Consider the following 22,853-nt stretch of genomic DNA (forward strand, 5'->3'; position numbering starts at 1 on the left):
AAAAATCGCAGCCAGTGCCCGGAAAAACCAACCAGAGCATCACAACCTCTCTATTTTCTTCACATTTTTCTTGCCGCTGGCTGGTCAAACAGGCGCGCGGATCAGTACACTTGGCGCCGATTGCCATGCACTTATGGCCGGAATTTGTTAACAGGAGTTGTCATGCTCGATTATCAGGCACCCCGCGATCTGCTCAAGGATAAAGTCATTCTGGTCACCGGTGCCGGCGACGGGATCGGCCGCGAAGCCGCCCTCACCTACGCCGCCCACGGTGCCACCGTGATCCTGCTCGGCCGCACCAGCGCCAAACTCGAAGCCGTGTATGACCAGATTGAAGCGGCCGGTTATCCGCTGCCCGCCATCGTGCCGGTGGATCTGAAAGGGGCCACCGCCGCCCACTACCGCGGCATGGCCGAAACCTTCGCCCAGCAGTTTGGCCGCCTCGACGGCGTGCTGTTCAACGCCGGTCTGCTCGGTACCCTCTCTCCGTTTGAACATATTCAGGAGAAGGAGTGGGACGAGGTGATGCAGGTCAACGTCAAATCGGAATTCCTGCTGACCCAGGCGCTGCTGCCGCTGCTGCGCCAGACCGCCAAGGCGCAGGGCGATGCCTCCATCGTCTACACCTCCTCCAGCGTGGGACGCAAAGGGCGCGCCTACTGGGGCACCTATGCCATCTCCAAATTTGCCATCGAGGGGATGATGGAAGTGCTGGCCGACGAGCTGGAGAACACAGGCGTGCGGGTCAACACCCTCAATCCGGGCGGTACCCGCACCAAGATGCGCGCCAGCGCCTTCCCGGCGGAAGATCCCATGAACCTCAAGACCCCGGCCGACCTGATGCCGCTCTACCTCTACCTGATGGGGTCGGACAGCCGCGGCAAAACCGGCCAGACCTTTGTGGCTCAGCCAAAATAAACAGGCGTATCAGCCCAAATAAATCAATAAAATACCCAGAGTGTTGTGCGGCAAGGGTTAAATTGAATAGGGGGCACAGGCTCCCTGTTCGAACCACTGACCATCCTATCTCCAATCAGGTTGAACTATGTTTCGTCCCAAGAGCACGTTTGAGCAATGGCGGATCTTTCAGGCGGTGGTCGACTGCGGCGGCTACGCCCAGGCGGCCGAGGCGCTGAACAAGAGCCAGTCCTCCCTCAATCATGCGGTTGCGAAGTTGCAGCAGAGTCTGGGGGTGCCCTTGCTGGAGGTGCGCGGCCGCAAGGCAGTGCTGACACCGGCGGGCGAGATCTTCCTCAAGCGGGCCCGTCAGTTGAGCCAGCAGGTGGAAGAGCTGGAGAATCTGGCCAACAACCTGGAGCGGCAGTGGGAGCCGCAGATCAACCTCTATGTCTCGGCGCTGCAGCCAAGGGATCGCCTCTATCGGGCGCTGGCCAGCTTCTATCCTCGCAGTCGGGGTTGCCGGGTCAACCTGCACGAACGCATTCACTGCCACTTCAACGCCCTGCAACCGGGGGATCTGATGCTCTCCGAGCACCTGCCCGGCGATCGCACCGGCCTGTTGCTGGACGAGGTGTGCCTGCTGCCCCTCTGCGCCGCCAGTCATCCGCTGGCACAGGAGGAGGGGGCGATCCGCAACGATGTATTGACCAGCCACAACCAGATCAGCCTTCACCCCCCCATTCACCGCTCGGTGGACTGGAACGATGCAGATGATACCGGCTGGAAGGCGACCCACTACCACGAAGTGCTCGCCATGCTGCGCCTTGGCCTCGGCTATGCCTGGATGCCGCGCCATCTGGTAGAGCGGGAGCTGGCGGAAGGTTCACTCATACAGCTGGATCTGGAGAGCGGCAACGAGCGCCACCTCTACACCTATCTGCTGACCCTCTCCCCCGAATCTCTCGGCCCAGCGACCGAGCTGCTGCTGCGCTGCCTGCGCAACGAATATCAGGGCGAATCAGCGCCGCTTCCGCACGCCCAGTCCCAGCACGATAAATAACAGCCAGATCCCCCGTCAGACGTTGGGCACCCGCCAGCTGGCGGCCAGTGCCACCAGCGCCAATCCCAGCGCCACCATAAAGACCCCGTGGAAACTCCACACCTCCGCCACCACTCCGGCGATGGCCCCTGCCATGATGGAGCCGGTGCGGATGCTGTTGGCAAACAGGGTGGTCGCTACCCCGGCCCGCCCCGGCATCAGATCCTGAAAATAAGACATGCCGATCCCCGCCACGATACCAATGAAGATGGCGTTGAACAGCTGCAAGGCGATCAGGGCGTATTGGTCGGTGAGGGTCACCAGACCTGTGTAAAAGGCCGCGCCAGCCAGCACCGCCAACAACATCATGGGGCGCTTGCCAAAACGGGCCGTGTAATAACCCGCCAGCAGCATGAAGGGGATCTCCAGCGCCGCCGCTGTGCCCATCAGGATACCGGCAAGCTTCTCATCCATCCCAAGCTCCCGGGTGATATAGAGCGGCATATTGATGAGGTACATGCTGTTGCAGGTCCACATCAGGGTGGAGGCGATAAACAGCGCCCGTACCGCCGGATCCCGCCAACTGCTGACCCGCTCGGTCTCTTCAGCCATCTTGGGCAAAGGCAGAGAGGGCAGCCAGCGCCACACCACCAGGGCACAGAGCAGATAGGCCAGTGCCGAGGCCAGGTACATCAGCTCGAAACCGTAGCCGATGGCCAGCGCGAAGGCGATAGGTGGGCCTATGACCCAGGCCAGCGAAAATTGGGCCCGCATCACCGAGCTGAACATATCCGCCCGCCGGTTGCGGCTGTCGGAATACTCCCGCGCCAGCGCAAATAGCTGGGGACTGGCCGTGGCCGCCAGCGCCGCCAGCATCACCCCCAGGCTCGCCAGCAGCCAGTAGTTGCGGTTCCAGGCAAACAGCAAGGAGAGCGCCACCCCGGCAAAACAGCAGCGCAGGATCAGTCGCTTGCGATCCCCCTTGTTGTCGGAGCGGTGGCCCAGCCACTGGCTGACCAGAATGCCCACCACGGCGTTGATGGTATAGAAGAGCCCGACCAGAAAGGGGCGCACCTGCACCTCCTCGGCCAGAAACAGACTTAAGGTAGGCACCTGCAGTGCCACCGCGACGCCGGTCATAAAAGTCACGGCAAGAAATGAAAGAGAGACGGGGTCCGGGCGTTTGACCGCCGCTATCGACAAGCTCATAGGGTTACCACTGATTGGAAGGACGATACGGGCTAACGGGCGGCAGCCGTATGAAAATTCGGCGCCTATCTTATGTCACTATCAAGAGCGGGCTCAAGGATGGCATAAGCAGGTGTGCGCCTTGCGAGGGAGGCCGCGACCCCGTAGAGTGAAAGCCCATCCTGCCAGCACAAGGAGTTCGCATGTTTGATTTTGATCAGGAAGTAGACCGCAGTGGCACCATGAGCCTGAAATGGGACAAGTACAAGGGTCAGGATGTGCTGCCCATGTGGGTTGCCGATACCGACTTTGTCTCCCCCCCGTCCGTGATTGAGGCGTTGACCAAACGGGTCGCCCACGGCATTTTCGGCTATTCACGCCCCTCGCCGCGCCTGATCGAACTCATTATCGAACGGATGGCGACCCGCTATGGCTGGGCCATCGAGCCCGAATGGCTGGTATTCCTGCCCGGCGTGGTGCCGGGGCTCAACCTTGCCTGCAAGGCGTGGAGCCAGCATGGCCGCGGCATCATCACCCCCAAGCCGGTCTACTACCCCTTCCTGCAGGCGCCGGGCTTCAATGATCGTCCCCTGCTCACCGTGCCGATGGTTGAAGAGGCGGGTCGCTGGGTGCTGGATCTGGCAGAGCTGGAGCGTCAGGCCCCCGCCGCAGATCTGCTGCTGCTCTGCAACCCCCACAACCCGGGCGGCACCATCTTCACCCGTGACGAGCTGCTGGCCATCGATGCCATTGCTGCGCGCCACAATCTGGTGATCTGTTCCGATGAAATCCACTGCGATCTGCTGCTGGATAAAAACGCCCGCCACATTCCCTACGGCGCCATCAGTGCGCAAGCGGCCGAGCGCTGTGCGGTGATGATGGCCCCGAGCAAGACCTTCAATATCGCCGGTCTCTGCTGCTCCTTCGCTATTATCCCCAACGCCCGTCTGCGCTTCAGGCTGCAGCAGGCGATGCGCGGCATCAGCGCCGACGTCAACCTGCTGGGCTTTGTCGCCGCCGAAGCGGCCTATGAGGGTGGCGAACAGTGGCTGACCGAGCAACTCGACTATCTGACAGCCAATCTGGCCCTGATCCAGCAAGCGGTTGCCCGCTGGCCCGGCGTCAAGCTGGCCAGTCATCAGGCGACGTATCTGGCCTGGATCGATGTGAGCGCCCTTGGCCTTGCCGATCCCATCGCCTTCTTCGAGCAGGCAGGCGTTGGTCTCTCCCCCGGCGCCCAGTTTGGCGACGGTCAGTTCGTGCGGCTCAACTTCGGCTGCACCAGGGCACGGCTGACCGACGCGCTGGCGCGGATGGAGCGGGCAATCCTCAACCACAGCAAGCCCTGATCAGCCAGCAACGGGATGGGCAAGCCCCATCCCTTTTTCCCTGTGTCATCAGCCAGCGGTCAACTCAGTCAACGGTCAATTATGTCTCTACGGATCTTGCATCACCTTCTGCTCCCCCTCTGTGCACTCTCTGCGCTGCTCCCCTTTGGCAGCCAGGCGCTGACTATCGGAACGGGCCCGCTCAATGGGGTCTACTACCCGACCGGTGGCGCCATCTGTCGGGTGCTCAATGCCGGCCATGCCCTGCATGGGGACAGCTGCACCGTGCAGAGCACCCGTGGCTCGATGGCCAACCTCAAGGCACTCGACAAGGGGGACGTACAGCTGGCGCTGGTGCAGTCCGATGTGTTGCACCACGCCCTGCACGGCACCGGCCCCTTCAGCGGGCAGGGGGCCAACAATGAGCTGCGCAGCCTGTTTCGCCTCTATCAGGAGTCGCTGACCCTGCTGGCCGCCCCCAATAGCGGCATCACCACCCTGGCAGATATCGAAGGGAAGCGGGTCTATCCGGGCAACAAGGGCGCCGGTGAGCAGATCACCAGCCAGGCCCTGATGGCAGCCATGGGATGGCAACCCGGGCAGTTTGCTGCCTATCAGCTCAAATCGGACAGCGAACCGCTGGAAGGGCTGTGCGATGGCTCGCTGGATGCCGCTTTTGTGGTAGCCGGTCACCCCAGTCTGGCGGTCGGCGACCTGATCAGCCGCTGCAAGGTGCGCCTCATCCCCATCGAAGGGGAGCAGATCGACACGCTGCTCAAGCAGCACCCCTACTACCAGCGCAGCCGCATCGCCGCCAACCTCTATCCGGGGCAGACTACAGCTATCAACAACATCGGGATGAGTGCCGAACTGGTGGCGCTGGCCAGCCTGCCGGACCCCATCGTCCGAACCGTGCGCGATACCCTGCTGGCCCGGGTCAAACAGTTCAGTCGGCTGCATCCTGCCCTGAGCAAGGTGACCCCCGAGCAGTTGCAGGCGCAAACCGAGCTACCCCTCCATGCGGGGATGTCGGATCAACCGCCAGCCCCCTTGCCACTGACCCCCGAGAAGTTAACCGCGGAACAGCTGATGCCGGAGCCGTTAGCACCAGCGCCATCGGCCTCGGAGGCGGCGCCCACGACAGGGCCGGTGAGTGCCGCCGACGGGGCGACTGCGCCCTCTGACGCGACCGCCACCAGCAGTGCCGCAGTGGCAACAGAAGCAACAGAGGTTAATCCCTTGCCCGAAGAGGCGCTCGAGGTCACCCCCGAACTCACTGCTACGCCGACCACCGAGGGGGAAAGAGTGGCTCCCTCTGCCGCAGCGTCAACGGTTCCATCACCATCGGCTGCCGTTTCGACTCAGTTGCCACAGAGCGCCTCTGCGGCAACTTCGCAGCAAGAGCAGGCAACCCAGCCTGCCAGCAGCGCGGTTGCTGACGAAACCCCACCGCAGGATAAAACCGATATACTTCCCTCCCCTGCCACCAGTGCAGCCACACCGCCGCAGCACTGAGTGGTCAGCACCCACAAACGCATCAGGGCAGCCTCGGCTGCCCTGATTATTGATATGCGTTCGATAGTGGCGCAGTCGATTGGCCTGTTCACCTTGCCGTACAGCTATGGCTCTATCACCCGGGTCAGATAGGGGTTGGGCTTCTGGATCTCCTCCTCCACCCAGTGCAGCAACTGCTTGATGGCCCGCGACAACACCTGATTCTGGCGCACTACGTAGCCCAGACTGGTACCGGGAAAGTCGCCGAGGCTGGTGACCGGCGCGGTGAGGTTGAGTCGCGGATGCAGGGAAAAGTCCGGCACGATGGCGACACCAAAGCCCGCCTCGGCCCAATCCAGCTGGGCGTCCACGCTGCCCACCTCCATGATGCGGCAGGGGGGCAAGGCCAGCAGCGGCAGGGACGGGTCGATCAGCGCCCGAGTACGGGTGTCGTGACCGAGCAGGATCAGGGTCGGCTCGTCGAGGGGATCGCTCTCCCCCGCCACCGCCCGCGCCTGCCAGCGGGCAAGGCCGTGGCCCAGCGCGCACCAGGTCACCTGTTGCAGCTCGGTATAGAAGAGCGGTTCGCTGCGCTTTTGCGCCATGACAAAACCCAGATCCGCCTTGCCCGCCTTGACCAGCTCGGCGGCCTGATCCGAAGTGGTGTTGAACAGAGTGAGGTCGATGCCGGGAAACTCCCGTTTGAAGCGCTGGAACGGCTGGATCAGCAGCAGGCGGGAGATGATGTCGCTGGCGGCGATGGCCAGCGTCCCCTGACTCAGCTGGTTGAGGGCATTGAGATCGGACTGGCAGAGCTGCAACTCGGCAATGGTGCGCTCGGCGCTTTGCAGCAGCCGCTCCCCCGCCTGCGTCAGGCGAAACGGGCTGCGCTCGATCAGCCGCACCCGGGTCGCCTGCTCCAGCCGCTTGATATGCAGGCTGACATTGGGCTGGGTCATGTGCAGCTCGGTGGCTGTCTGGCCAAAATGTTGCAATCGGGCCAGGGTGACAAAGGTTTGCAACCAGTGAATATCCAGCATAAGAGTCCCTCAACCCGCAATGTGCGGGGCTTGCCAGGCAAAATCGGACGGTTTGCCGCTAAATTGGCCATAATTATATGGTTCTCTTATCGGAATTATAAAGATAATTAATTTTTCTAATCCGCATCAGGCTCCTAGGATGGACGCCTAACGTCTTAGGAGAAAGAGTCATGTCGTCTATCGTAGTCGTAGGTGCTAACTGGGGTGATGAAGGCAAAGGCCGCATCGTGGATTATCTGGCAGGTCAAGCTGGCGCCAGCATTCGCTTCCAGGGCGGCAACAACGCTGGCCACACCGTGGTCAACGACCTTGGCACCTTCAAGCTGCACCAGGTTCCGAGTGGCGTATTCAACCCGGATTGCCTGGTTGTCCTCGGCCCGGGCATGGTGATCAGCCCCGAGAAACTGACCGTCGAGCTCGACGAAGTCAAAGCCTCCGGCGTGACTCCGAAGCTGGCCATCTCTGACCGCGCGACCCTGTGCCTACCGCTGCACGCACTGGAAGATACCCTGGAAGAGCAACGTCTGGGTGATGGCGCCTATGGCTCCACCCGTCAGGGCATCGCCCCTGCCTACGGCGATCGCGTGATGAAGAAAGCGATCCTGGTCGGCTGGCTGAAACAGCCGGACGTGCTGGTCGAGCGCATCCAGTTCATGCTGGACTGGAAACTGCCGCAGATGAAGGCTATCTACCCCTCCTTCGAATTCACCCAGACTGCCCAGGAGATGGCTGACTGGCTGCTGGAAGTCTCTGCACCCTGGATCGACGCCGTGTGCAACGTCAGCATGCCGCTCAAAGCGCTGCAGGCCGAAGGCAAGACCCTGCTGTTCGAAGCGCAGCTGGGCGCTGGCCGTGACCTGATCTACGGCGAATACCCCTGGGTGACCTCCTCCCACGTATCTGGCGCCTACGCCGGTATCGGTGGCGGTCTGCCGGGTCTGCGTCCGGAGCGCGTCATCGCTGTGGCCAAGGCATTCAGCTCCTCTGTCGGTACCGGCACCCTGCTGACCGCCATGGAGAACCAGGACGAGTTCCGCAAGATCACCAACGAGTTCGGCGCTACCACTGGCCGTCCCCGTGATGTCGGTTACTTCGACGCCGTCGCCACCAAGAACGGTGTCGAGCTGCAAGCCGCCACCGAAGTGGCACTGACCAAGCTGGACTGCCTGACCGGTCTGCCGGATTTGAAGATCTGCGTGGCCTACGAAGGTGCCCACACCGAGAACCCGATTTGGCCGCAAACCGCTGCCCTGAAGCCGGTTTACGAGCAGATGGAAAGCTGGAGCGAAGACATCACAGGTTGCCGCACCTTCGAAGATCTGCCGCGCGCTGCCCAGCAGTACGTGCTGCGTATCGAAGAGCTGCTCGGCGTACCGGTTCCGATGGTTTCCGTCGGCCCGGGCCGTGACGAGATGATCCTGCGCTAAGCCGCACCTCTCATCGTCAAACAAAAAACCGGCATCCCTGATGTCGGTTTTTTTATGGCTGCCGTTTACCCTCTTGCCATAAAACCACCAAAAGGCTCAATTAACTCACCAATTGACCTCACATTGAGCCGTTCTGCAATAACATTCTACCCTGCCCTCGTTAAAGTGAACCCGTTACCACACGAGGAGTCACCCGATGAAATTGCTCAAACAGAGTGCCCTGTTGCCACTGCTCTGCCTGACGGCCATGCCAGCCTTTGCCATGACCCTGAAGAGCACGGACATTCACGAAGGCCAGTTGATGGACAAACAGTTCAGCTTCAACGGCTTTGGCTGCAGCGGCGACAACCACTCGCCCCAACTTAGCTGGCAGGATCTGCCGGCAGGCACCAAGAGTGTTGCCATCACCGCCTATGACCCCGATGCCCCTACCGGCAGCGGTTGGTGGCACTGGCTGGTGGTTAACCTGCCTGCTACCCAGAGCGAGCTGGCCAGCAATGCCTCCGGCAAGCTCAAGCAGGGATTGGAGATCCGCACCGACTTTGGCAGCCAGGGTTATGGAGGCCCCTGCCCGCCCGCTGGTCACGGCATGCACCGCTATCAGTTCACCGCCTGGGCCCTGCCCCATGATCTCGAGGTAAAGGCCGATACCCCACCCGCTATGGTAGGCTACATGCTCAACAGCATGGCGCTCGGCAAGGCCACCCTGACCGCCACCTTCGTCACCCCCTAGGAGCCAACCGGATGAGCACTCCCCTGCTGCAACAGAGCCACTATCTCGGGATCCGCCAGCAGCCCCTGCACCGGGTGCTCATCTACGCCCCGACCCTCATCTGGGTCACCCAGGGGAGCAAGCAACTGTGGTGGCGCGAGCAGCGTCTGTCGTTTGACAGGGAGCGGTGGCTGCTGATCCCGGCAGGCCACCAGCTCACCTTCGTCAATCAGCCGGAGAAGAGCAAGTTTCGCTCCCACGCCATCACGCTGCTGACCCCACCACCGCCGGAGTGGCTGGCCGCGTCAGCCCCTTCCCACGCCGATCTGGAGGAACCCGCCGTCAAGGTCACCCCCGGGCTCGCCTTCTGCTTTGAACTCATCAGCACCATGGCCGAACGGGGACTAAGCGAAGCAACCCAGGCCGAACTGCTGCGCGGCTTCTATGCCGAGCTGCGGGCAGCCAACGCCCTCGGGTTACTTTTTCCCGCCAGCACCATGACCCTCGCAGAGCGGTTGGCACGCTACCTGGCGGTGGAACCCGGCATGGACCACACCCTGGAGGCAGTGGCCCCCCACTTCTCCATGAGCCGCGCCTCCATGGTGCGCAAGCTGGCCGCCGAAGGTCGCAGCTTTCGCCAGTTGCTGGCTCAGGTGCGCATGAGCCACGCCCTCAACCTGTTGCAACAGGGCCTGACCCCGCTGGAGGTCGCCCTCGCCTGCGGTTATGACTCCCCAAGTCGCTTTGCCGCCCGCTTCAAACAGGAGTTCGGCCTGACGCCTCACCAATACCTGCACACCTGCCCTGCCAGATTGGCGAGCAACGACAAGTAAAACATTACTTAAAACCAACCTTATGTAACCTGATGTAACCCAGTGATCCCGCTCACATTGCCGCCTCTTCAGAGTGTGATCTCGCGCCAGCGCCCCCCTTTCCCCTTGCCATACAATGGCTACCGAACACCTTTTCACTAAAAATAAGCGTAAAAAATCTTCCTTTTAACCTACATAAACGGAATTGGAGCGAGAAATGTTTCGTAAAACTTTACTCTCGATAGCCCTAGGCACCGCCCTGTTCGGACTGACCGCCTGCAACGATAACCAGACAGAGAGCAGCACAGTCGCCAAACCGGAGCAGGCCATCCAGTACAAGGACGTGATCGACCGTCGGGGAACTCCGACCCAATTCCGCGACTTTGACAGCTACTCCAACCTCAAATACAACCCACTGCTCGATCTGGGGGCATGGCACGGTTTCCTGCTGCCTGCCAGCGACAAGGAGTGGGGGGGCTTTACCGGCCCCATGGTCATCTCCGAGGAGTACAGCCTCTTCTTTGCCAGCGAGCTGGACAAGCTTACCCTCAGCGATGCGAGCGGGCGCCCGTTCCCGCTCACCAGCGCCCGCAAGCAGGAGGTGTACGCCATTCCCGGTGCACTGGTGCAACGCTTCGAGTTCGAGCCCTTTACGCTGGAGCTGGAGCTGCGTTATGGCGATGCCCGTACCGCTCTTATCCGCACCCGACTCATCAACCAGACCGATGCACCGCTCACCCTCAACCTCAACTGGCAGGGCGAGTTGCTCAATCAATGGGATGCCAAGGATACGATTGCCAGCAAATATCCAGGCTGGACACGCACCATCAGCGAGAGCGACAAAGGAATCGAATTCCAGTTCGGTAAACTGCGCAGCACCTGGAACATCATGCAGAGCGGCAGCGCCCGCTATCGAATCGACCGCACCCTGCCAAGTCGCACCACCCTCGACCAGAAGACACTGGGCTACCAAAGCGACGCCAGCATTACCCTGGCCGCCAAGGGGAGCGAGGATATCTACACCCTGCAGAGCTATCTCCACTCCGCAGATGACGCCAGCCGCTATCAGCAGAGCCGTCAAGCCCTGCTGGCCAACCCGGCCAGCTATTTTGCCGACTCCATCCGCCGCTGGGAGGACTACCTTGCCAAGGGTCTCTCCAATCAGGGTATCCCCGAGTCGGAGCGCCGCATCGCCGTCAAGGCGATGGAGACCCTCAATGGCAACTGGCGCTCCCCGGCTGGCGCCATCCTCCACGACGGGGTAACCCCCTCCAATACCGCCCGCTGGTTCGACGGCGTCTGGGCTTGGGACAGCTGGAAGCACGCCTATGCCATGGCGCACTTCAACCCTGAGGTGGCCAAGAACAACGTGCGCGCCATGTATGACTATCAGGTGCAGCCGGATGACCCGGTGCGACCGCAAGATGCGGGCATGGTGATCGACGCCGTCTTCTACAACAAGCTGGCGGATCGCGGTGGCGATGGCGGCAACTGGAACGAGCGCGACACCAAGCCGCCCCTCTCCGCCTGGGCTATCTGGGAAATCTACAGCGCCACCAAGGACAAGGCCTTTATCGCCGAGATGTATCCCAAGCTGCAGGCCTACCACGACTGGTGGTACCGCGCGCGGGACAACAACCGCAACGGCATCATCGAATATGGCGCCACCAAGCATGTGGAGCACAATGACGAGTACGGCAATATCACCTTCAAGGTGCAGTACTCCAACGGTATTCCCGCCGGGCTGGATCTCTCAAGCTGTACCAGTGAGGGGGATGGCTGGTATGCCTGCGCCGGAATGCCGCTCTATCAACAGGTGTTGAACGTGGGCGGTTACAGCGACATGGATATCGGTGCCCAGCACGGCGCCGGTTGGGAGTCCGGCATGGACAACGCCGCCCGCTTCGGCTTTATCGAACCGGGCCAGCTGCAACGCTATGCCGACAAGACTTATGGCGGAGATTTGGCCAAGGCACGTCAGGACTGGAACGTTGCCTTCTTTGAAAACCATCAGGACAATGGCGATTTGATCGGTTTCTCCATCGATCAGGAGTCGGTGGAGCTCAACGCCTTCCTCGCCAAAGAGAAACGCATTCTGGCAGACATGGCCGACCTGCTTGGCAAGCCGGACGACGCGAGCCGCTACCGCGATGGCGCGACCCAGCTGGCTGGTTACATCAACAGCTGCATGTTCGATGAGGCGTCAGGCTTCTATTACGATCGTCAGATTGCTCAGGGGGATGTTGCTGACGGCAACGGCTGCGTCGGCAAATTGCTGACCGCCCGCGGCCGTGGCCCGGAAGGGTGGAGCCCGCTCTGGGCAGAAGTCGCCGACAAGGAGAAAGCGGCGCGGGTGCGCGAGGTGATGCTCAACGCCCAGGAGTTCAACACAAAGATTCCGCTGGGCACAGCCGCGCTGACCAACCCGGCCTACGACCCCAATATTTACTGGCGCGGCCGGGTATGGCTCGATCAGTTCTACTTCGGGGTGAAGGGGCTGGAGAACTACGGCTATCGCAGCGATGCCGAGGCTCTGGTCAACAAGCTGTTCAACAACGCAGAGGGCTTGGCGGGCAGCGGCCCCATCCGCGAAAACTACAATCCGGAGACCGGCGCCATGCAGGGGGCCAGCAACTTCAGTTGGAGCTCGGCCCACCTCTATATGCTCTATCGCAGCTTCCTGAAACCACAGGCGTAAGCTTGCTCCACCATGCAAAAGGCCTCCGGATGGAGGCCTTTCTGTTTTCACTCAAGTTGCACTCACACAATACCTGCCACGCTGCGGGTACGGGCTCGTCTTAGCCGTTAGTGAGCGGCAAAGAGAGGCGTTTAGCCAGTGCCTGGAAGTGCTGGCTCACCTCGGCCCCGAACAGGGGGTCGCCAATGGCGCGGTTCTGCCAGTTTTGCTCCAGATGACGCCAGTCATCCTCGGTCAGGGAGTCACGCAGATGGGGGAAGATCACCCCCTCTTCATAGTTCATGTGTGCCTCTTGCAGCTCCACGAAGCGCTCCAGCTTGGTGGTGAACTGATCGAGGGGGATCACAGCATCCATCAGGATCATCTCCACCATCTCCTTGAGATCGGCCCCGGCCTCCAGCAGCTTGACGTGCTCCTCCTGCAGGCGGTTGGCGACCTCACCCTCCACCACCCGATATTTCAGGTAGTAGTCATAGATGAGGTCTTCCTTGGGATGGTGGTACTTGTCAGAGACCTCCCGCAGGTAGTCGATGACATCGCGCACCAGAAAATAGCTGATGGGCTCTTCGGCACGAATGGCTGCCAGCTTGTGCTTGAGCAGCTCCAAAAGTCGGGCGATGTTGAGATGATCCTTGTGCAGACTGGATAACATGGGCACTCCTTGGCTCTGAATTAATCTTATGTCCCTGAGTATACGGTCATTTGTCGCCCGAACTTTGCACTCAATCAAGTGGGATGCAGACAGATTTCCACTCTATCGGACTCTTGCCCTGTTGTTCCAGCAAGCGATTGGTCTCGCTAAAGTGACCGCAACCGATGAAACCGCGGTGGGCAGAGAGGGGGCTCGGGTGCGGCGCGGTCAGCACATAGTGGCGCTGGCGGTCGATGAAACGTCCCTTCTTCTGGGCGTGGGCCCCCCACAGCAGGAACACCACCCCCTGACAACTGGCATTGATCTGCTCGATGACCCGATCGGTAAAGGTCTCCCATCCCAGATGGGCGTGGGAATGGGCCTGACCGGCCTGCACCGTCAGCACAGTGTTGAGCAGCAAGACACCCTGTTTGGCCCAGGATTCGAGAAAGCCGTGATTGGGTGTGACGAAACCTGGCAGGTCACGCTGCATCTCTTTATAGATGTTGACCAGTGAGGGGGGCGTACGCACGCCGGGCAGAACGGAGAAACAGAGACCGTGCGCCTGATTGGGGCCGTGGTAGGGATCCTGCCCCAGGATAACCACCTTGACCTGATCCAGCTCGGTCAGCTTGAAGGCATTGAACACATCGGTAGCTGGCGGGTAGATCACCTTGCCCGCTTCCCGCTCGGCTCTGACAGTTGCCAGCGTACTCTTGAAATAGTCCTGCTCTTTCTCAGAGCCAATCACATCACTCCAGGTCAGCACCCCGGCCTCCTCACTTGATACGGCGAAGGGCTCAGGATAGGGGGCCAGCCCGCAAGACGCAACCGTGGCTCACGCTTTCCAGAGCCTGGCGAGGCGCCCCGAGCGCTCCAGCTTGCGCAGGCCGGTATTGAACAGCAGCATCAGACGGCGCGCCTCTGGATCGGCCTTGCGCATCAGCAGGTATCCCGGTTGCGACCAGATGGGGTCGGCGGCACCGGTCAGTGACAGCGATTGGGGATGACGAACGAGCGCCTGCTGGAACAGAGTCTGTGCCACCTGCTCATCCATCACCAGATAGTGGATCCGCCCGTCAAGCAGCTTGCCCATGCTCTCCTCATCGGAATCTGACCACTCGAGGGTGAGCCCGGCTTGGCGAGCGGCAAAACCATCGCCATAGAAATAGCCACGGGTCACCCCGACCGGCTCGTGTTTCAGCTCACCCAGATTGACCACGGGCGTACCGGTCAGCGTCATCAGGCGAGTGGTGAAATGGCCGAGCGAGGCGGAGAGATAGAAAAGCTGCTCCCGCTCGCGGGAGCGAAACCAGGGCATGGTGACCACATAGCGTCCCTCCAGAGTCAGTCGGTAAGCCTCGGCCCAGGAATAGAAGTGAAAGCTGACATCGAGCCCCTCTTCGGCAAAGGCCTGGCGCACCACCTCACAGAGAAAGCCCTGATTGGGCAACGCCTCACTGATATAGGGCGGCCACTCGCCCACGGCAATACGCACCGTCTCGGCCCGCACCGCAACACTGCTTGCCCAGCAACAGAACAGGGCCAGCCATGCCCACTTTCGCCACCCATTATTCACCCGGCACTCTCCTCGCTTTTTTTGCTGAGTGTAGCCAACCCCTCAATTAACCTCAGAAAAAGCCGAAAAGATGTAGTTAAATTACTAGATTAACGAGACAAAAGATGCATAATTTGGATATCTTACAAAATCAGAAAAATGACCTATTTTTGATTCAACTCAAGAAATTAATCCCATTGAAATGGCGCTTTGTCGGATTTTCTTGATCTGGATCAATTTTGGTAATATTACCACCATGGTATATATGACCCCATCAAAGAAAAGGTGTAAGGCAAGGGCCCTTTAAGTCATCGCCATCGACGGTAGCTTAAATACATCAGGGTAATTTCCTTACAGTTGGATTCGCGTTCCCATTGAGGAGTCATACCATGATCAAAGGCATTCAAATCACCCAGGCCGCCAACACCGCTCTGCTGAACTCTTTCTGGCTGCTGGACGAAGAGAAGCAACAAGCTCGCTGCATCTGCGTCAAAGGCGATGCTTTCGCTGCCGATCAAGAAGTGCAACTGGCTGACCTGGGTCAGTTCGAATACCGCGAACTGCCGGTTCAGGCTGAGCCTGCTGTTGAAGGTGGCCAGCACCTGAACGTCAACGTGCTGCGTCGCGAAACTCTGGAAGATGCTATCGAAAACCCGGAGAAGTACCCGCAGCTGACCATCCGTGTATCTGGCTACGCAGTGCGTTTCAACGCCCTGACCCCAGAACAGCAGCGTGACGTGGTTACCCGTACTTTCACCCAGAGCCTGTAATCAGCGCCCTGCAGTGAAGAGCTGATACTCGCTGTATCGGCACAAAAAAACGGCCAATCGGCCGTTTTTTTATTGCCCCCGCACCAGCCAACGCGGTCGTGCGGGGGAAACAGCGCTTACGCCCTGTCCGCTTCCAGTTGCCCGACCTTGCCGCCGAGCACTGCATCCATTTTCTTCTCGTCCAGCTGCTTGCAGTATTTGGCGACCACCACGGTGGCAACCCCGTTACCGATCAGGTTGGTCAACGCCCGCGCTTCGGACATAAAGCGGTCGATCCCCAGGATCAGCGCCAAACCAGCCAGTGGCAGATGGCCCACCGCCGAAATAGTTGCCGCCAGCACGATAAAGCCACTACCAGTCACCCCTGCCGCCCCTTTCGAGGAGATCAGCAGTACCACCAGCAGGGTGATCTGTTGGAACAGATCCAGCGGCGTATTGGTAGCCTGGGCGATAAAAATCGCCGCCATGGTCAGATAGATGGAGGTGCCATCCAGGTTAAAGGAGTACCCGGTCGGAATGACCAGCCCCACCACCGATTTCTGGCAACCCAGCTTCTCCATCTTGTCCAGCATCCGCGGCAGTACCGACTCGGAAGAGGAGGTCCCCAGCACGATCAGCAACTCCTCACGAATATAGGAGATGAAACGCAGGATGCTAAAACCTGAGGCTTTAGCGATGCTGCCCAGCACAATGAAGATAAAGAAGAGGCAGGTGAGATAGAAGCAGGCAATAAGCTGGCCCAGCTGTACCAGTGAACCTACTCCATATTTGCCGATGGTAAATGCCATTGCCCCGAATGCACCGACCGGCGCCAGTCTCATTATCATATTGATAATGCCAAATATGACTTTGGAGAAACTGTCGATGACGCCGAAAATAACCTGTCCCTTTTCACCGATATGATGCAGGGAGAAGCCGAACAGCACCGCAAACAGTAACACCTGCAAGATATTACCGCTGGCAAAGGCACCGATCACACTGCCCGGAATAATATCCAGCAAAAAGGCGATAATGCCCTGGGACTTGGCCTGCTCCGCATAGGCGGAGATGGCGCTGGCATCCAGCGCAGCCGGATCGACGTTCATACCGGCACCCGGTTGCAGCAGGTTGACCACGCACAGCCCGATGATCAAGGCGATGGTGCTGACCACCTCGAAGTAGAGCAGAGCAATGGCGCCGGTCTTGCCGACCGCCTTCATACTTTCCATCCCGGCAATGCCGGTAACCACGGTACAGAAAATAACGGGGGCGATGATCATCTTGATCAATTTGACGAAGCCATCACCGAGGGGCTTCATATCGGCGCCCAGTTCCGGATAGACATGCCCCAGAAATACCCCGAGGGTAATCGCGAGCAATACCTGAAAATAGAGGCTGCTAAATAGTTTCTTTCGCATTATTAACGTCCTGTTAATTTAATTGCACATTGTTATGGCAGCAATAAACATGCAGATAGCCGGACGAGATATCTGCGTACCTCACCCGATCCATGCTGTTTCTGCATTACTACGGTGACCACTTTACATGTAATAAAAAACAATTAAGAGACATTAATCACACAACAAAATTAACACCATTAACACCACAGCAACCGATAATTGTTTGCTCGTAGATTAATTTGAGTCTTCAACTAAATATGGCAGATATAAAAATACCCCGCATTGCGGGGCATTTTCATCAGGCATGACAGCGTCGGGATCAGGCCGAGGTATCGAGGGGTTCGAAGCCCTTGATCAGGTCATCGATGGCCTTCATCTGTTTGAGGAAGCCTTCCAGCTTCTCCAGCGGCAGGGCACTCGGGCCATCGCAGCGGGCAACTTTCGGATCCGGGTGGGACTCGATAAAGAGACCGGCCAGACCGACCGCCATGCCGGCACGCGCCAGCTCGGTCACCTGCTCGCGACGACCACCGGAGGCCGCCCCCAGCGGATCACGGCACTGCAGGGAGTGGGTCACGTCAAAGATCACCGGATAGCCACCGGTGCTCTTCTTCATCACGCCCAGACCCAGCATGTCCACCACCAGGTTGTCGTAGCCGAAGTTGGCACCGCGCTCGCACAGGATCAGCTGGTCGTTGCCACACTCCTCGAACTTGTCGGTGATGTTCTTCATCTGGCTTGGGCTGAGGAACTGCGGCTTCTTGATGTTGATAACGTTGCCGGTGCGGGCCATGGCTTCCACCAGATCAGTCTGGCGCGCCAGGAAAGCGGGCAGCTGGATAACGTCCACCACCTCGGCGACCGGCTTGGCCTGATGGGGTTCGTGCAGATCGGAGATGACCGGCATGCCGAAGGTCGCTTTCAGCTCCTGGAAAATCTTCATCCCCTCTTCAAGACCCGGACCGCGGTAGGAGTGGATGGAGGAGCGGTTGGCCTTGTCCCAGCTCGCCTTGAACACAAACGGGATGCCCAGCTTGCTGGTCACTTCCACGTACTTCTCGCACACCGCCATCGCCATATCGCGGGATTCCAGCACGTTCATGCCGCCAAACAGCACGAACGGTTTGTCGTTGGCAACGTCGATCTGGTTGATCTTGATATTCTTCTGTTCCATCTAAGACATCCTTAATAAAAGGGCCTGAAGCCTAGTTAATCCGTTGCGACCGGACGCAGCGGCCTTGATATTCGTCTGTTTCAGTGTCAAGCCGCCCTTAATGGAGGGGCTTGGGGCTCAGATCCAGCGCGGCCAGCTGCACTTTCAGCACATCGGCGACGGGATCGTCCGGGCATTGTTCAATAAAATATTCAAAATCGTCGGCGGCCTGACGCGGGCAATCGAGCTGCTCGTAGATAAAGCCGCGATCCCGCGTCTCCAGCGGATCGCCGGGCTTCATCCGCAGCAACAGCTCGCTGCAACGCAGCGCCTCGGGCATGCGATCTTCCCGCAGCAGGGCCCCCTTGCTGACGTTGAGCAGCCGTTCGATGATCTCCCACTGGCCGGAGGGCTGCAGGTAGTCGGGGGTCAAGGTCGCCAAGTCCCCCAACGCACCGCGCAGCAGCAGCTCGATGCGGGCCAGACTCAGCTCGTCGCCGGTAAAAGGGTCGACATAGACCTCCCCCTCGCCACCGGCAAAGCTCACCAGGAAGTGGCCGGGAAAGCAGATCCCCTCTACATCGAGCCCGAGCTTGCGCCCAAGCTGGATGATGAGAATACCGAGGCTGACCGGGATCCCTTTGCGCTGAACCAGCACCTGATTGAGATCGCAGTTGTTGGCAGAGAAATAATCCTGCCAGTCGCCATGAAAACCGAGGCTGTGGTAGAAGCCCTGCAGCAACTGCTGGCGCACCTCGTCGCAGGTGCCCTCTTCGATCTGCTCATCCAGCCACTCGTCCAGCAGGTTCAACTCGCGCATCCCCTCCTCGACCGAGCCATAAATTTCGTCACTGACTGACAACGCCAGCTCGGTGATGTCGTGGGCTTCGAAATCGGTCCATTCGTCTATGTGTAACATTCTCTTCATGCCTTAGCCGAACACACTCGTCTGTTTGAGCACTGCCAACTTGGCAATAAAGTAGATCCAGCCGAGCGCCCCCAGAAAGGAGCACCAGCGCACCAGATTGCTTTTGGCCAGCCGCAGCGCCATCGCCGCCAGAAATACCAGCACCAGAATGGCCATCAGCTTCTCGCTGAGCCAGGGCGTTCCGTTATTGAGCGGGTTGAGATCCAGCACCATGCAGAGCAATACGCCGGAGAGCACCACTAGACCGTTGAGCCAGCCGCTGACCTTCATCACCGGCGCGCTATAGGCTCGGCCAGTAGCGGTCTGTACCCAGTAGAAGCGGAGCATAAACATCAGCACGGCCCCGGCAATCAGGGTGAGGTGCAGGTGTTTGAGCACAAAAACCATATTCAATCCTTGCATGGGGGCGCACAGGCAACCCGCCGTGTAACAGTGAGGAACCGTCAGCGCAGCGGGCAGAGGCCCAGCGTCACCCTGTCGTTATCCCCGTAATCACGCACCGTGGCTACCTCACGGTAGCCGCCATCACGCAGCAACTGACGCACCGCCTCCCCCTGATCCCAGCCATGCTCCAGCAGCAACCAGCCATCGGTCAGCAGATAAGCGGGAGCATGGACCACGATGTGGCGGATATCGGCCAGCCCGGCGTCATCGGCAACCAGCGCCGAGCGGGGTTCAAAGCGCACGTCACCCTGCTCGAGATGGGGATCGGCGCCATCAATATAGGGGGGATTGGAGACAATCACCGCAAAACGTGGCGTATTGTCGCGATCCGGCTCGCCAAGGGGCTTGAACCAGCTGCCGTCGCGCACCTCGATGGGCAATCCCAGCGCGGCGCTGTTCTCGCGGGCCAGCGCCGCGGCATCGGCCATCCGATCCACCGCCCACACATCGACCTCGGGCCGCTCGGACTTGAGCGCCAGCGCGATGGCGCCGGTGCCGGTGCCGAGATCCAGCACGGCGCAAGGACCTTGCGGGATTTTGGTCAGCGCCTGCTCGACCAGCACCTCGGTATCGGGGCGCGGGATCAGGGTCGCCGGGCTCACTTTCAGCGGCAGCGACCAGAACTCCCGCTCGCCAACGAGATGGGCGATAGGTTCGCCGTTGAGACGACGAGCCAGCCACGTCTGCAGGGTGGCCTGCTGGGCGGCATCCAGCTCACGCTCGGGCCAGGTCATCAGATAGCTGCGACGGCAATCGAGCAGATGACAGAGCAGTACATCGGCGTCGGCGCGGGGGGATTCTCCCCCAGCCAGCATGGTCATGATATGGGCGCGGGCCTGCTGGATCTGCATCAGTGCCACTCCACCTTATGGGCACGACACTTAATGCGAGCTTGCCGAATCACCATTTGCATCAGTTGTTCTCGGCCAGCGAGGCGAGCTGATCGGCCTGATACTCCTGCACCAGCGGGGTGATGACGCAGTCCAGATCCCCTTCCAAAATTTCGGAGAGGCGATAGAGGGTCAGGTTGATGCGATGCTCGGAGAGGCGGCCCTGCGGGTAGTTGTAGGTACGAATGCGCTCGGAGCGATCACCGGAGCCCACCAGATTGCGGCGGGTGCTCTGCTCGGCGGCGCGGTGGCGCTCATCCTCGGCCGCTTGCAGGCGGGCGGAGAGCACCGACATCGCCTTGGCGCGGTTCTTGTGCTGGGAGCGCTCGTCCTGACACTCCACCACCAGACCGGTCGGCAGGTGGGTGATGCGGATGGCCGAGTCGGTCTTGTTGACGTGCTGACCACCGGCACCGGAGGCGCGGAAGGTATCGATCTTCAAGTCGGAAGGGTTGATCTCGATCTGCTCGGCTTCCGGCACTTCCGGCAGCACGGCGACGGTACAGGCGGAGGTGTGCACCCGGCCCTGAGATTCGGTCTCCGGCACCCGCTGCACCCGGTGACCACCGGATTCAAACTTGAGACGGCCATAGACGCGCTCGCCGTCGATCTTGGCGATCACCTCCTTATAGCCACCATATTCACCGTCATTGCAGCTGACGATGGAGACGCGCCAGCCCTGACGCTCGGCAAACCGTGAATACATGCGGAACAGGTCACCGGCAAAGATGGCCGCCTCGTCGCCACCGGCACCGGCGCGGATCTCCAGATAGCAGTTATTGTCATCCTTGGGATCCTTGGGCAGCAACATCAGTTGCAGCTCCTGCTCCAGCGCCTCCAGATTGGCCTTGGCCAGCGGCAGCTCCTCCTGCGCCATCTCGCGCAGGTCGGCATCGTCCTCCTCCAGCATCATCTGGGTGGTCTCCAGATCATCCTGAGCCTGACGGTAACGCTGGAAGGCGTGAACGATATCTTCCAGCTGGGCATATTCGCGGGTCAGGGCGCGGTAGCGATCCTGATCCGAGACCACATCCGGCTCGCCGAGCATGGCCTGTACTTCTTCGTGGCGCTCGATGAGGCCTTCCAGCTTTCTGATCAGTGACGGATTCATAACTCTTGCATTCTCAATGGAGGACGGGACAACCGGCAGGTTGCCCGAAAATTATGGCTCTTGTGACAACCCCAGCGCCTGCCGCAAGCGGGAGAGCTCGCTCTGATCCCCCTGGGAGGCAGCCTGGCGCAACGCCTGGGTCGGCGCGTGGATCAATTTGTTGGTGAGGCGATGGGCCATCGCCTTGAGCGCCTGTTCGGCACTCTCACCCTGCGCCAATGCCAGCAGGGCCCGTTGCAACTCTTCATCAGCCACTTGCTGTGACTGATGGCGGTAATCGCGAATGAGATCGACCGAGCTCTGGCCGCGATACCAGCCCATGAACTCGTCGCGCTCTTCCTGCACGATCACTTCCGCCTGTGCGGCAGCCCGTTTACGGGTTTCGAGGTTCTGCTCGATGATCCCCTGCAAATCATCCACCGTGTAGAGATAGGCATCAGAGAGCTCATCGACTTCGGCTTCGATGTCGCGCGGCACGGCAATATCCACCAGAAACATGGGTTTGAAGCGGCGGGCCTTCAGCGCGCGCTCCACCATCCCCTTGCCGATGATGGGCAGTGGGCTGGCGGTCGAGCTGATGACAATATCCGCCTCGTGCAGATAGTCGGGGATCTCTTCGAGCGTCATCACCTGGGCGCCGAATTCGGCTGCCAGTGTCTGGGCGCGCTGCAGAGTCCGGTTGGCCACCATCATCTGGGTCACGTTCTGTTCGCGCAGATGGCGGGCCACCAACTCGATAGTTTCGCCGGCACCGACCAACAGTACCTTGGTCTGGGAGAGATCGGAGAAGATCCGCCGACCCAGGCTGACGGCGGCAAAGGCCACCGACACGGCACTGGCGCCAATCTCGGTATCGGTACGCACCCGTTTGGCCACCGAGAAGGATTTCTGGAACAGCCGCTCCAGCGCCCCCTTCAACGACTCCGCCTGCTGGGCATGGGCGTAGGATTGCTTGATCTGCCCCAGGATCTGCGGCTCCCCCAGCACCAGCGAGTCGAGCCCGCACGCCACCCGCATCAGGTGGCGCACCGCCTCTTCATCGTGATGCTGATAGATGGCAGTGACCAGTTCGGCCGCGTCCAGCCCGTGGAACTGCTGCAGCCAGCGCAGCACTTGCTCCTGCCGCTCCTCCTCCAGATTGCAATAGAGTTCGGTCCGGTTGCAGGTGGAGACGATCACCGCCTCGCTGACACCGGGTTGGCTCACCAGCTCACGCAAGGCGCGATCGATGCAGTCCGGGCCAAAGGCGACCCGTTCCCGCAAGGCGACACTGGCGGTGTTGTGGTTGATTCCGAGGGCAAGCAAACTCATGAGTGGGCGACGATCATTTCATACGCTGGGTGCAAAGGCT

21 protein-coding genes are annotated in these 22,853 nt (G+C 60.2%); 9 read left to right on the forward strand and 12 right to left on the reverse strand.

The window, feature by feature from the left end:
- Positions 1-162 precede the first annotated feature (162 nt).
- Both AB5Z02_RS03355 and AB5Z02_RS03360 read left to right on the forward strand, forming a co-directional pair.
- Positions 163-918 (forward strand): YciK family oxidoreductase, encoded by a 756-nt coding sequence (locus AB5Z02_RS03355; RefSeq protein ID WP_005334909.1) that lies wholly within the window; start codon positions 163-165, stop codon positions 916-918.
- A 127-nt stretch (positions 919-1,045) separates the two neighbouring features.
- Positions 1,046-1,960: a LysR family transcriptional regulator gene (locus AB5Z02_RS03360; RefSeq protein ID WP_368215266.1), complete on the forward strand. Its 915-nt coding sequence runs from the start codon at positions 1,046-1,048 to the stop codon at positions 1,958-1,960.
- 15 nt (positions 1,961-1,975) lie between these two features.
- Here the strand turns inward: AB5Z02_RS03360 and AB5Z02_RS03365 are convergent, their stop codons facing one another.
- A complete protein-coding gene (locus tag AB5Z02_RS03365; RefSeq protein WP_005334914.1) occupies positions 1,976-3,148 on the reverse strand; it encodes an MFS transporter in 1,173 nt (390 codons plus the stop codon).
- Between the two features lie 182 nt (positions 3,149-3,330).
- On the opposite strand from AB5Z02_RS03365, the gene AB5Z02_RS03370 reads away from it, so the two are divergent.
- Entirely contained in the window at positions 3,331-4,476 is a 1,146-nt protein-coding gene (locus tag AB5Z02_RS03370) for a MalY/PatB family protein (RefSeq protein WP_368215268.1), read from the forward strand.
- A gap of 81 nt (positions 4,477-4,557) precedes the next feature.
- Positions 4,558-5,970 carry a TAXI family TRAP transporter solute-binding subunit gene (locus AB5Z02_RS03375; protein WP_368215270.1) on the forward strand — a complete coding sequence of 471 codons (1,413 nt, stop codon included), beginning with the start codon at positions 4,558-4,560 and terminating at the stop codon, positions 5,968-5,970.
- A gap of 104 nt (positions 5,971-6,074) precedes the next feature.
- Here the strand turns inward: AB5Z02_RS03375 and AB5Z02_RS03380 are convergent, their stop codons facing one another.
- Positions 6,075-6,989, reverse strand: a complete 915-nt coding sequence (locus AB5Z02_RS03380) for a LysR family transcriptional regulator (protein ID WP_042658174.1) — start codon at positions 6,987-6,989, stop codon at positions 6,075-6,077.
- 170 nt (positions 6,990-7,159) lie between these two features.
- Between AB5Z02_RS03380 and AB5Z02_RS03385 the strand changes: the two genes are divergently transcribed.
- The 4 genes from AB5Z02_RS03385 to ygjK all read left to right on the forward strand — a co-directional run bounded on the left by AB5Z02_RS03385 (position 7,160) and on the right by ygjK (position 12,638).
- Positions 7,160-8,416, forward strand: coding sequence for an adenylosuccinate synthetase (locus AB5Z02_RS03385; protein ID WP_368215271.1), 1,257 nt, complete (start codon positions 7,160-7,162; stop codon positions 8,414-8,416).
- Positions 8,417-8,612: 196 nt separating this feature from the next.
- Entirely contained in the window at positions 8,613-9,149 is a 537-nt protein-coding gene (locus AB5Z02_RS03390) for a YbhB/YbcL family Raf kinase inhibitor-like protein (protein WP_005353872.1), read from the forward strand.
- 11 nt (positions 9,150-9,160) lie between these two features.
- On the forward strand, positions 9,161-9,961 hold the full coding sequence (locus tag AB5Z02_RS03395; protein ID WP_368215273.1) for a helix-turn-helix transcriptional regulator: 801 nt from the start codon (positions 9,161-9,163) through the stop codon (positions 9,959-9,961).
- Between the two features lie 196 nt (positions 9,962-10,157).
- Positions 10,158-12,638 carry an alpha-glucosidase gene (ygjK, locus tag AB5Z02_RS03400; protein WP_368215275.1) on the forward strand — a complete coding sequence of 827 codons (2,481 nt, stop codon included), beginning with the start codon at positions 10,158-10,160 and terminating at the stop codon, positions 12,636-12,638.
- Positions 12,639-12,738: 100 nt separating this feature from the next.
- Here the strand turns inward: ygjK and AB5Z02_RS03405 are convergent, their stop codons facing one another.
- The 3 genes from AB5Z02_RS03405 to AB5Z02_RS03415 form a co-directional block, all read right to left on the reverse strand.
- The gene (locus AB5Z02_RS03405; RefSeq protein ID WP_005362195.1) at positions 12,739-13,290 is read right to left on the reverse strand and encodes a hemerythrin domain-containing protein; all 552 of its coding nucleotides are present in this window, start codon (positions 13,288-13,290) and stop codon (positions 12,739-12,741) included.
- 70 nt (positions 13,291-13,360) lie between these two features.
- Positions 13,361-14,038, reverse strand: coding sequence for a uracil-DNA glycosylase (gene ung / locus AB5Z02_RS03410; RefSeq protein ID WP_005353881.1), 678 nt, complete (start codon positions 14,036-14,038; stop codon positions 13,361-13,363).
- Between the two features lie 69 nt (positions 14,039-14,107).
- Complete coding sequence (locus AB5Z02_RS03415; protein ID WP_368215277.1) at positions 14,108-14,848, reverse strand: substrate-binding periplasmic protein; 741 nt, start codon at positions 14,846-14,848, stop codon at positions 14,108-14,110.
- Between the two features lie 368 nt (positions 14,849-15,216).
- On the opposite strand from AB5Z02_RS03415, the gene grcA reads away from it, so the two are divergent.
- Complete coding sequence (gene grcA, locus AB5Z02_RS03420; protein ID WP_005334936.1) at positions 15,217-15,597, forward strand: autonomous glycyl radical cofactor GrcA; 381 nt, start codon at positions 15,217-15,219, stop codon at positions 15,595-15,597.
- Between the two features lie 116 nt (positions 15,598-15,713).
- Here the strand turns inward: grcA and AB5Z02_RS03425 are convergent, their stop codons facing one another.
- From AB5Z02_RS03425 to hemA, 7 genes are all read right to left on the reverse strand, one after another.
- Positions 15,714-16,994 (reverse strand): dicarboxylate/amino acid:cation symporter, encoded by a 1,281-nt coding sequence (locus tag AB5Z02_RS03425; protein WP_005353887.1) that lies wholly within the window; start codon positions 16,992-16,994, stop codon positions 15,714-15,716.
- Between the two features lie 301 nt (positions 16,995-17,295).
- Positions 17,296-18,150, reverse strand: coding sequence for a 3-deoxy-8-phosphooctulonate synthase (gene kdsA / locus AB5Z02_RS03430; protein WP_108612087.1), 855 nt, complete (start codon positions 18,148-18,150; stop codon positions 17,296-17,298).
- A 97-nt stretch (positions 18,151-18,247) separates the two neighbouring features.
- Positions 18,248-19,048, reverse strand: coding sequence for a SirB1 family protein (locus AB5Z02_RS03435; RefSeq protein ID WP_005334938.1), 801 nt, complete (start codon positions 19,046-19,048; stop codon positions 18,248-18,250).
- A 12-nt stretch (positions 19,049-19,060) separates the two neighbouring features.
- Positions 19,061-19,444, reverse strand: coding sequence for a SirB2 family protein (locus AB5Z02_RS03440; RefSeq protein WP_005334939.1), 384 nt, complete (start codon positions 19,442-19,444; stop codon positions 19,061-19,063).
- Positions 19,445-19,500: 56 nt separating this feature from the next.
- Positions 19,501-20,352 carry a peptide chain release factor N(5)-glutamine methyltransferase gene (gene prmC, locus AB5Z02_RS03445; RefSeq protein WP_368215279.1) on the reverse strand — a complete coding sequence of 284 codons (852 nt, stop codon included), beginning with the start codon at positions 20,350-20,352 and terminating at the stop codon, positions 19,501-19,503.
- A 61-nt stretch (positions 20,353-20,413) separates the two neighbouring features.
- Positions 20,414-21,502: a peptide chain release factor 1 gene (gene prfA / locus AB5Z02_RS03450; protein ID WP_005353897.1), complete on the reverse strand. Its 1,089-nt coding sequence runs from the start codon at positions 21,500-21,502 to the stop codon at positions 20,414-20,416.
- Between the two features lie 51 nt (positions 21,503-21,553).
- Positions 21,554-22,813, reverse strand: coding sequence for a glutamyl-tRNA reductase (gene hemA / locus AB5Z02_RS03455; protein WP_100653196.1), 1,260 nt, complete (start codon positions 22,811-22,813; stop codon positions 21,554-21,556).
- Positions 22,814-22,853: the final 40 nt, after the last annotated feature.

The organism is Aeromonas sp. R2-3, from assembly GCF_040908375.1.
GTDB classification, from domain to species: domain Bacteria; phylum Pseudomonadota; class Gammaproteobacteria; order Enterobacterales; family Aeromonadaceae; genus Aeromonas; species Aeromonas veronii.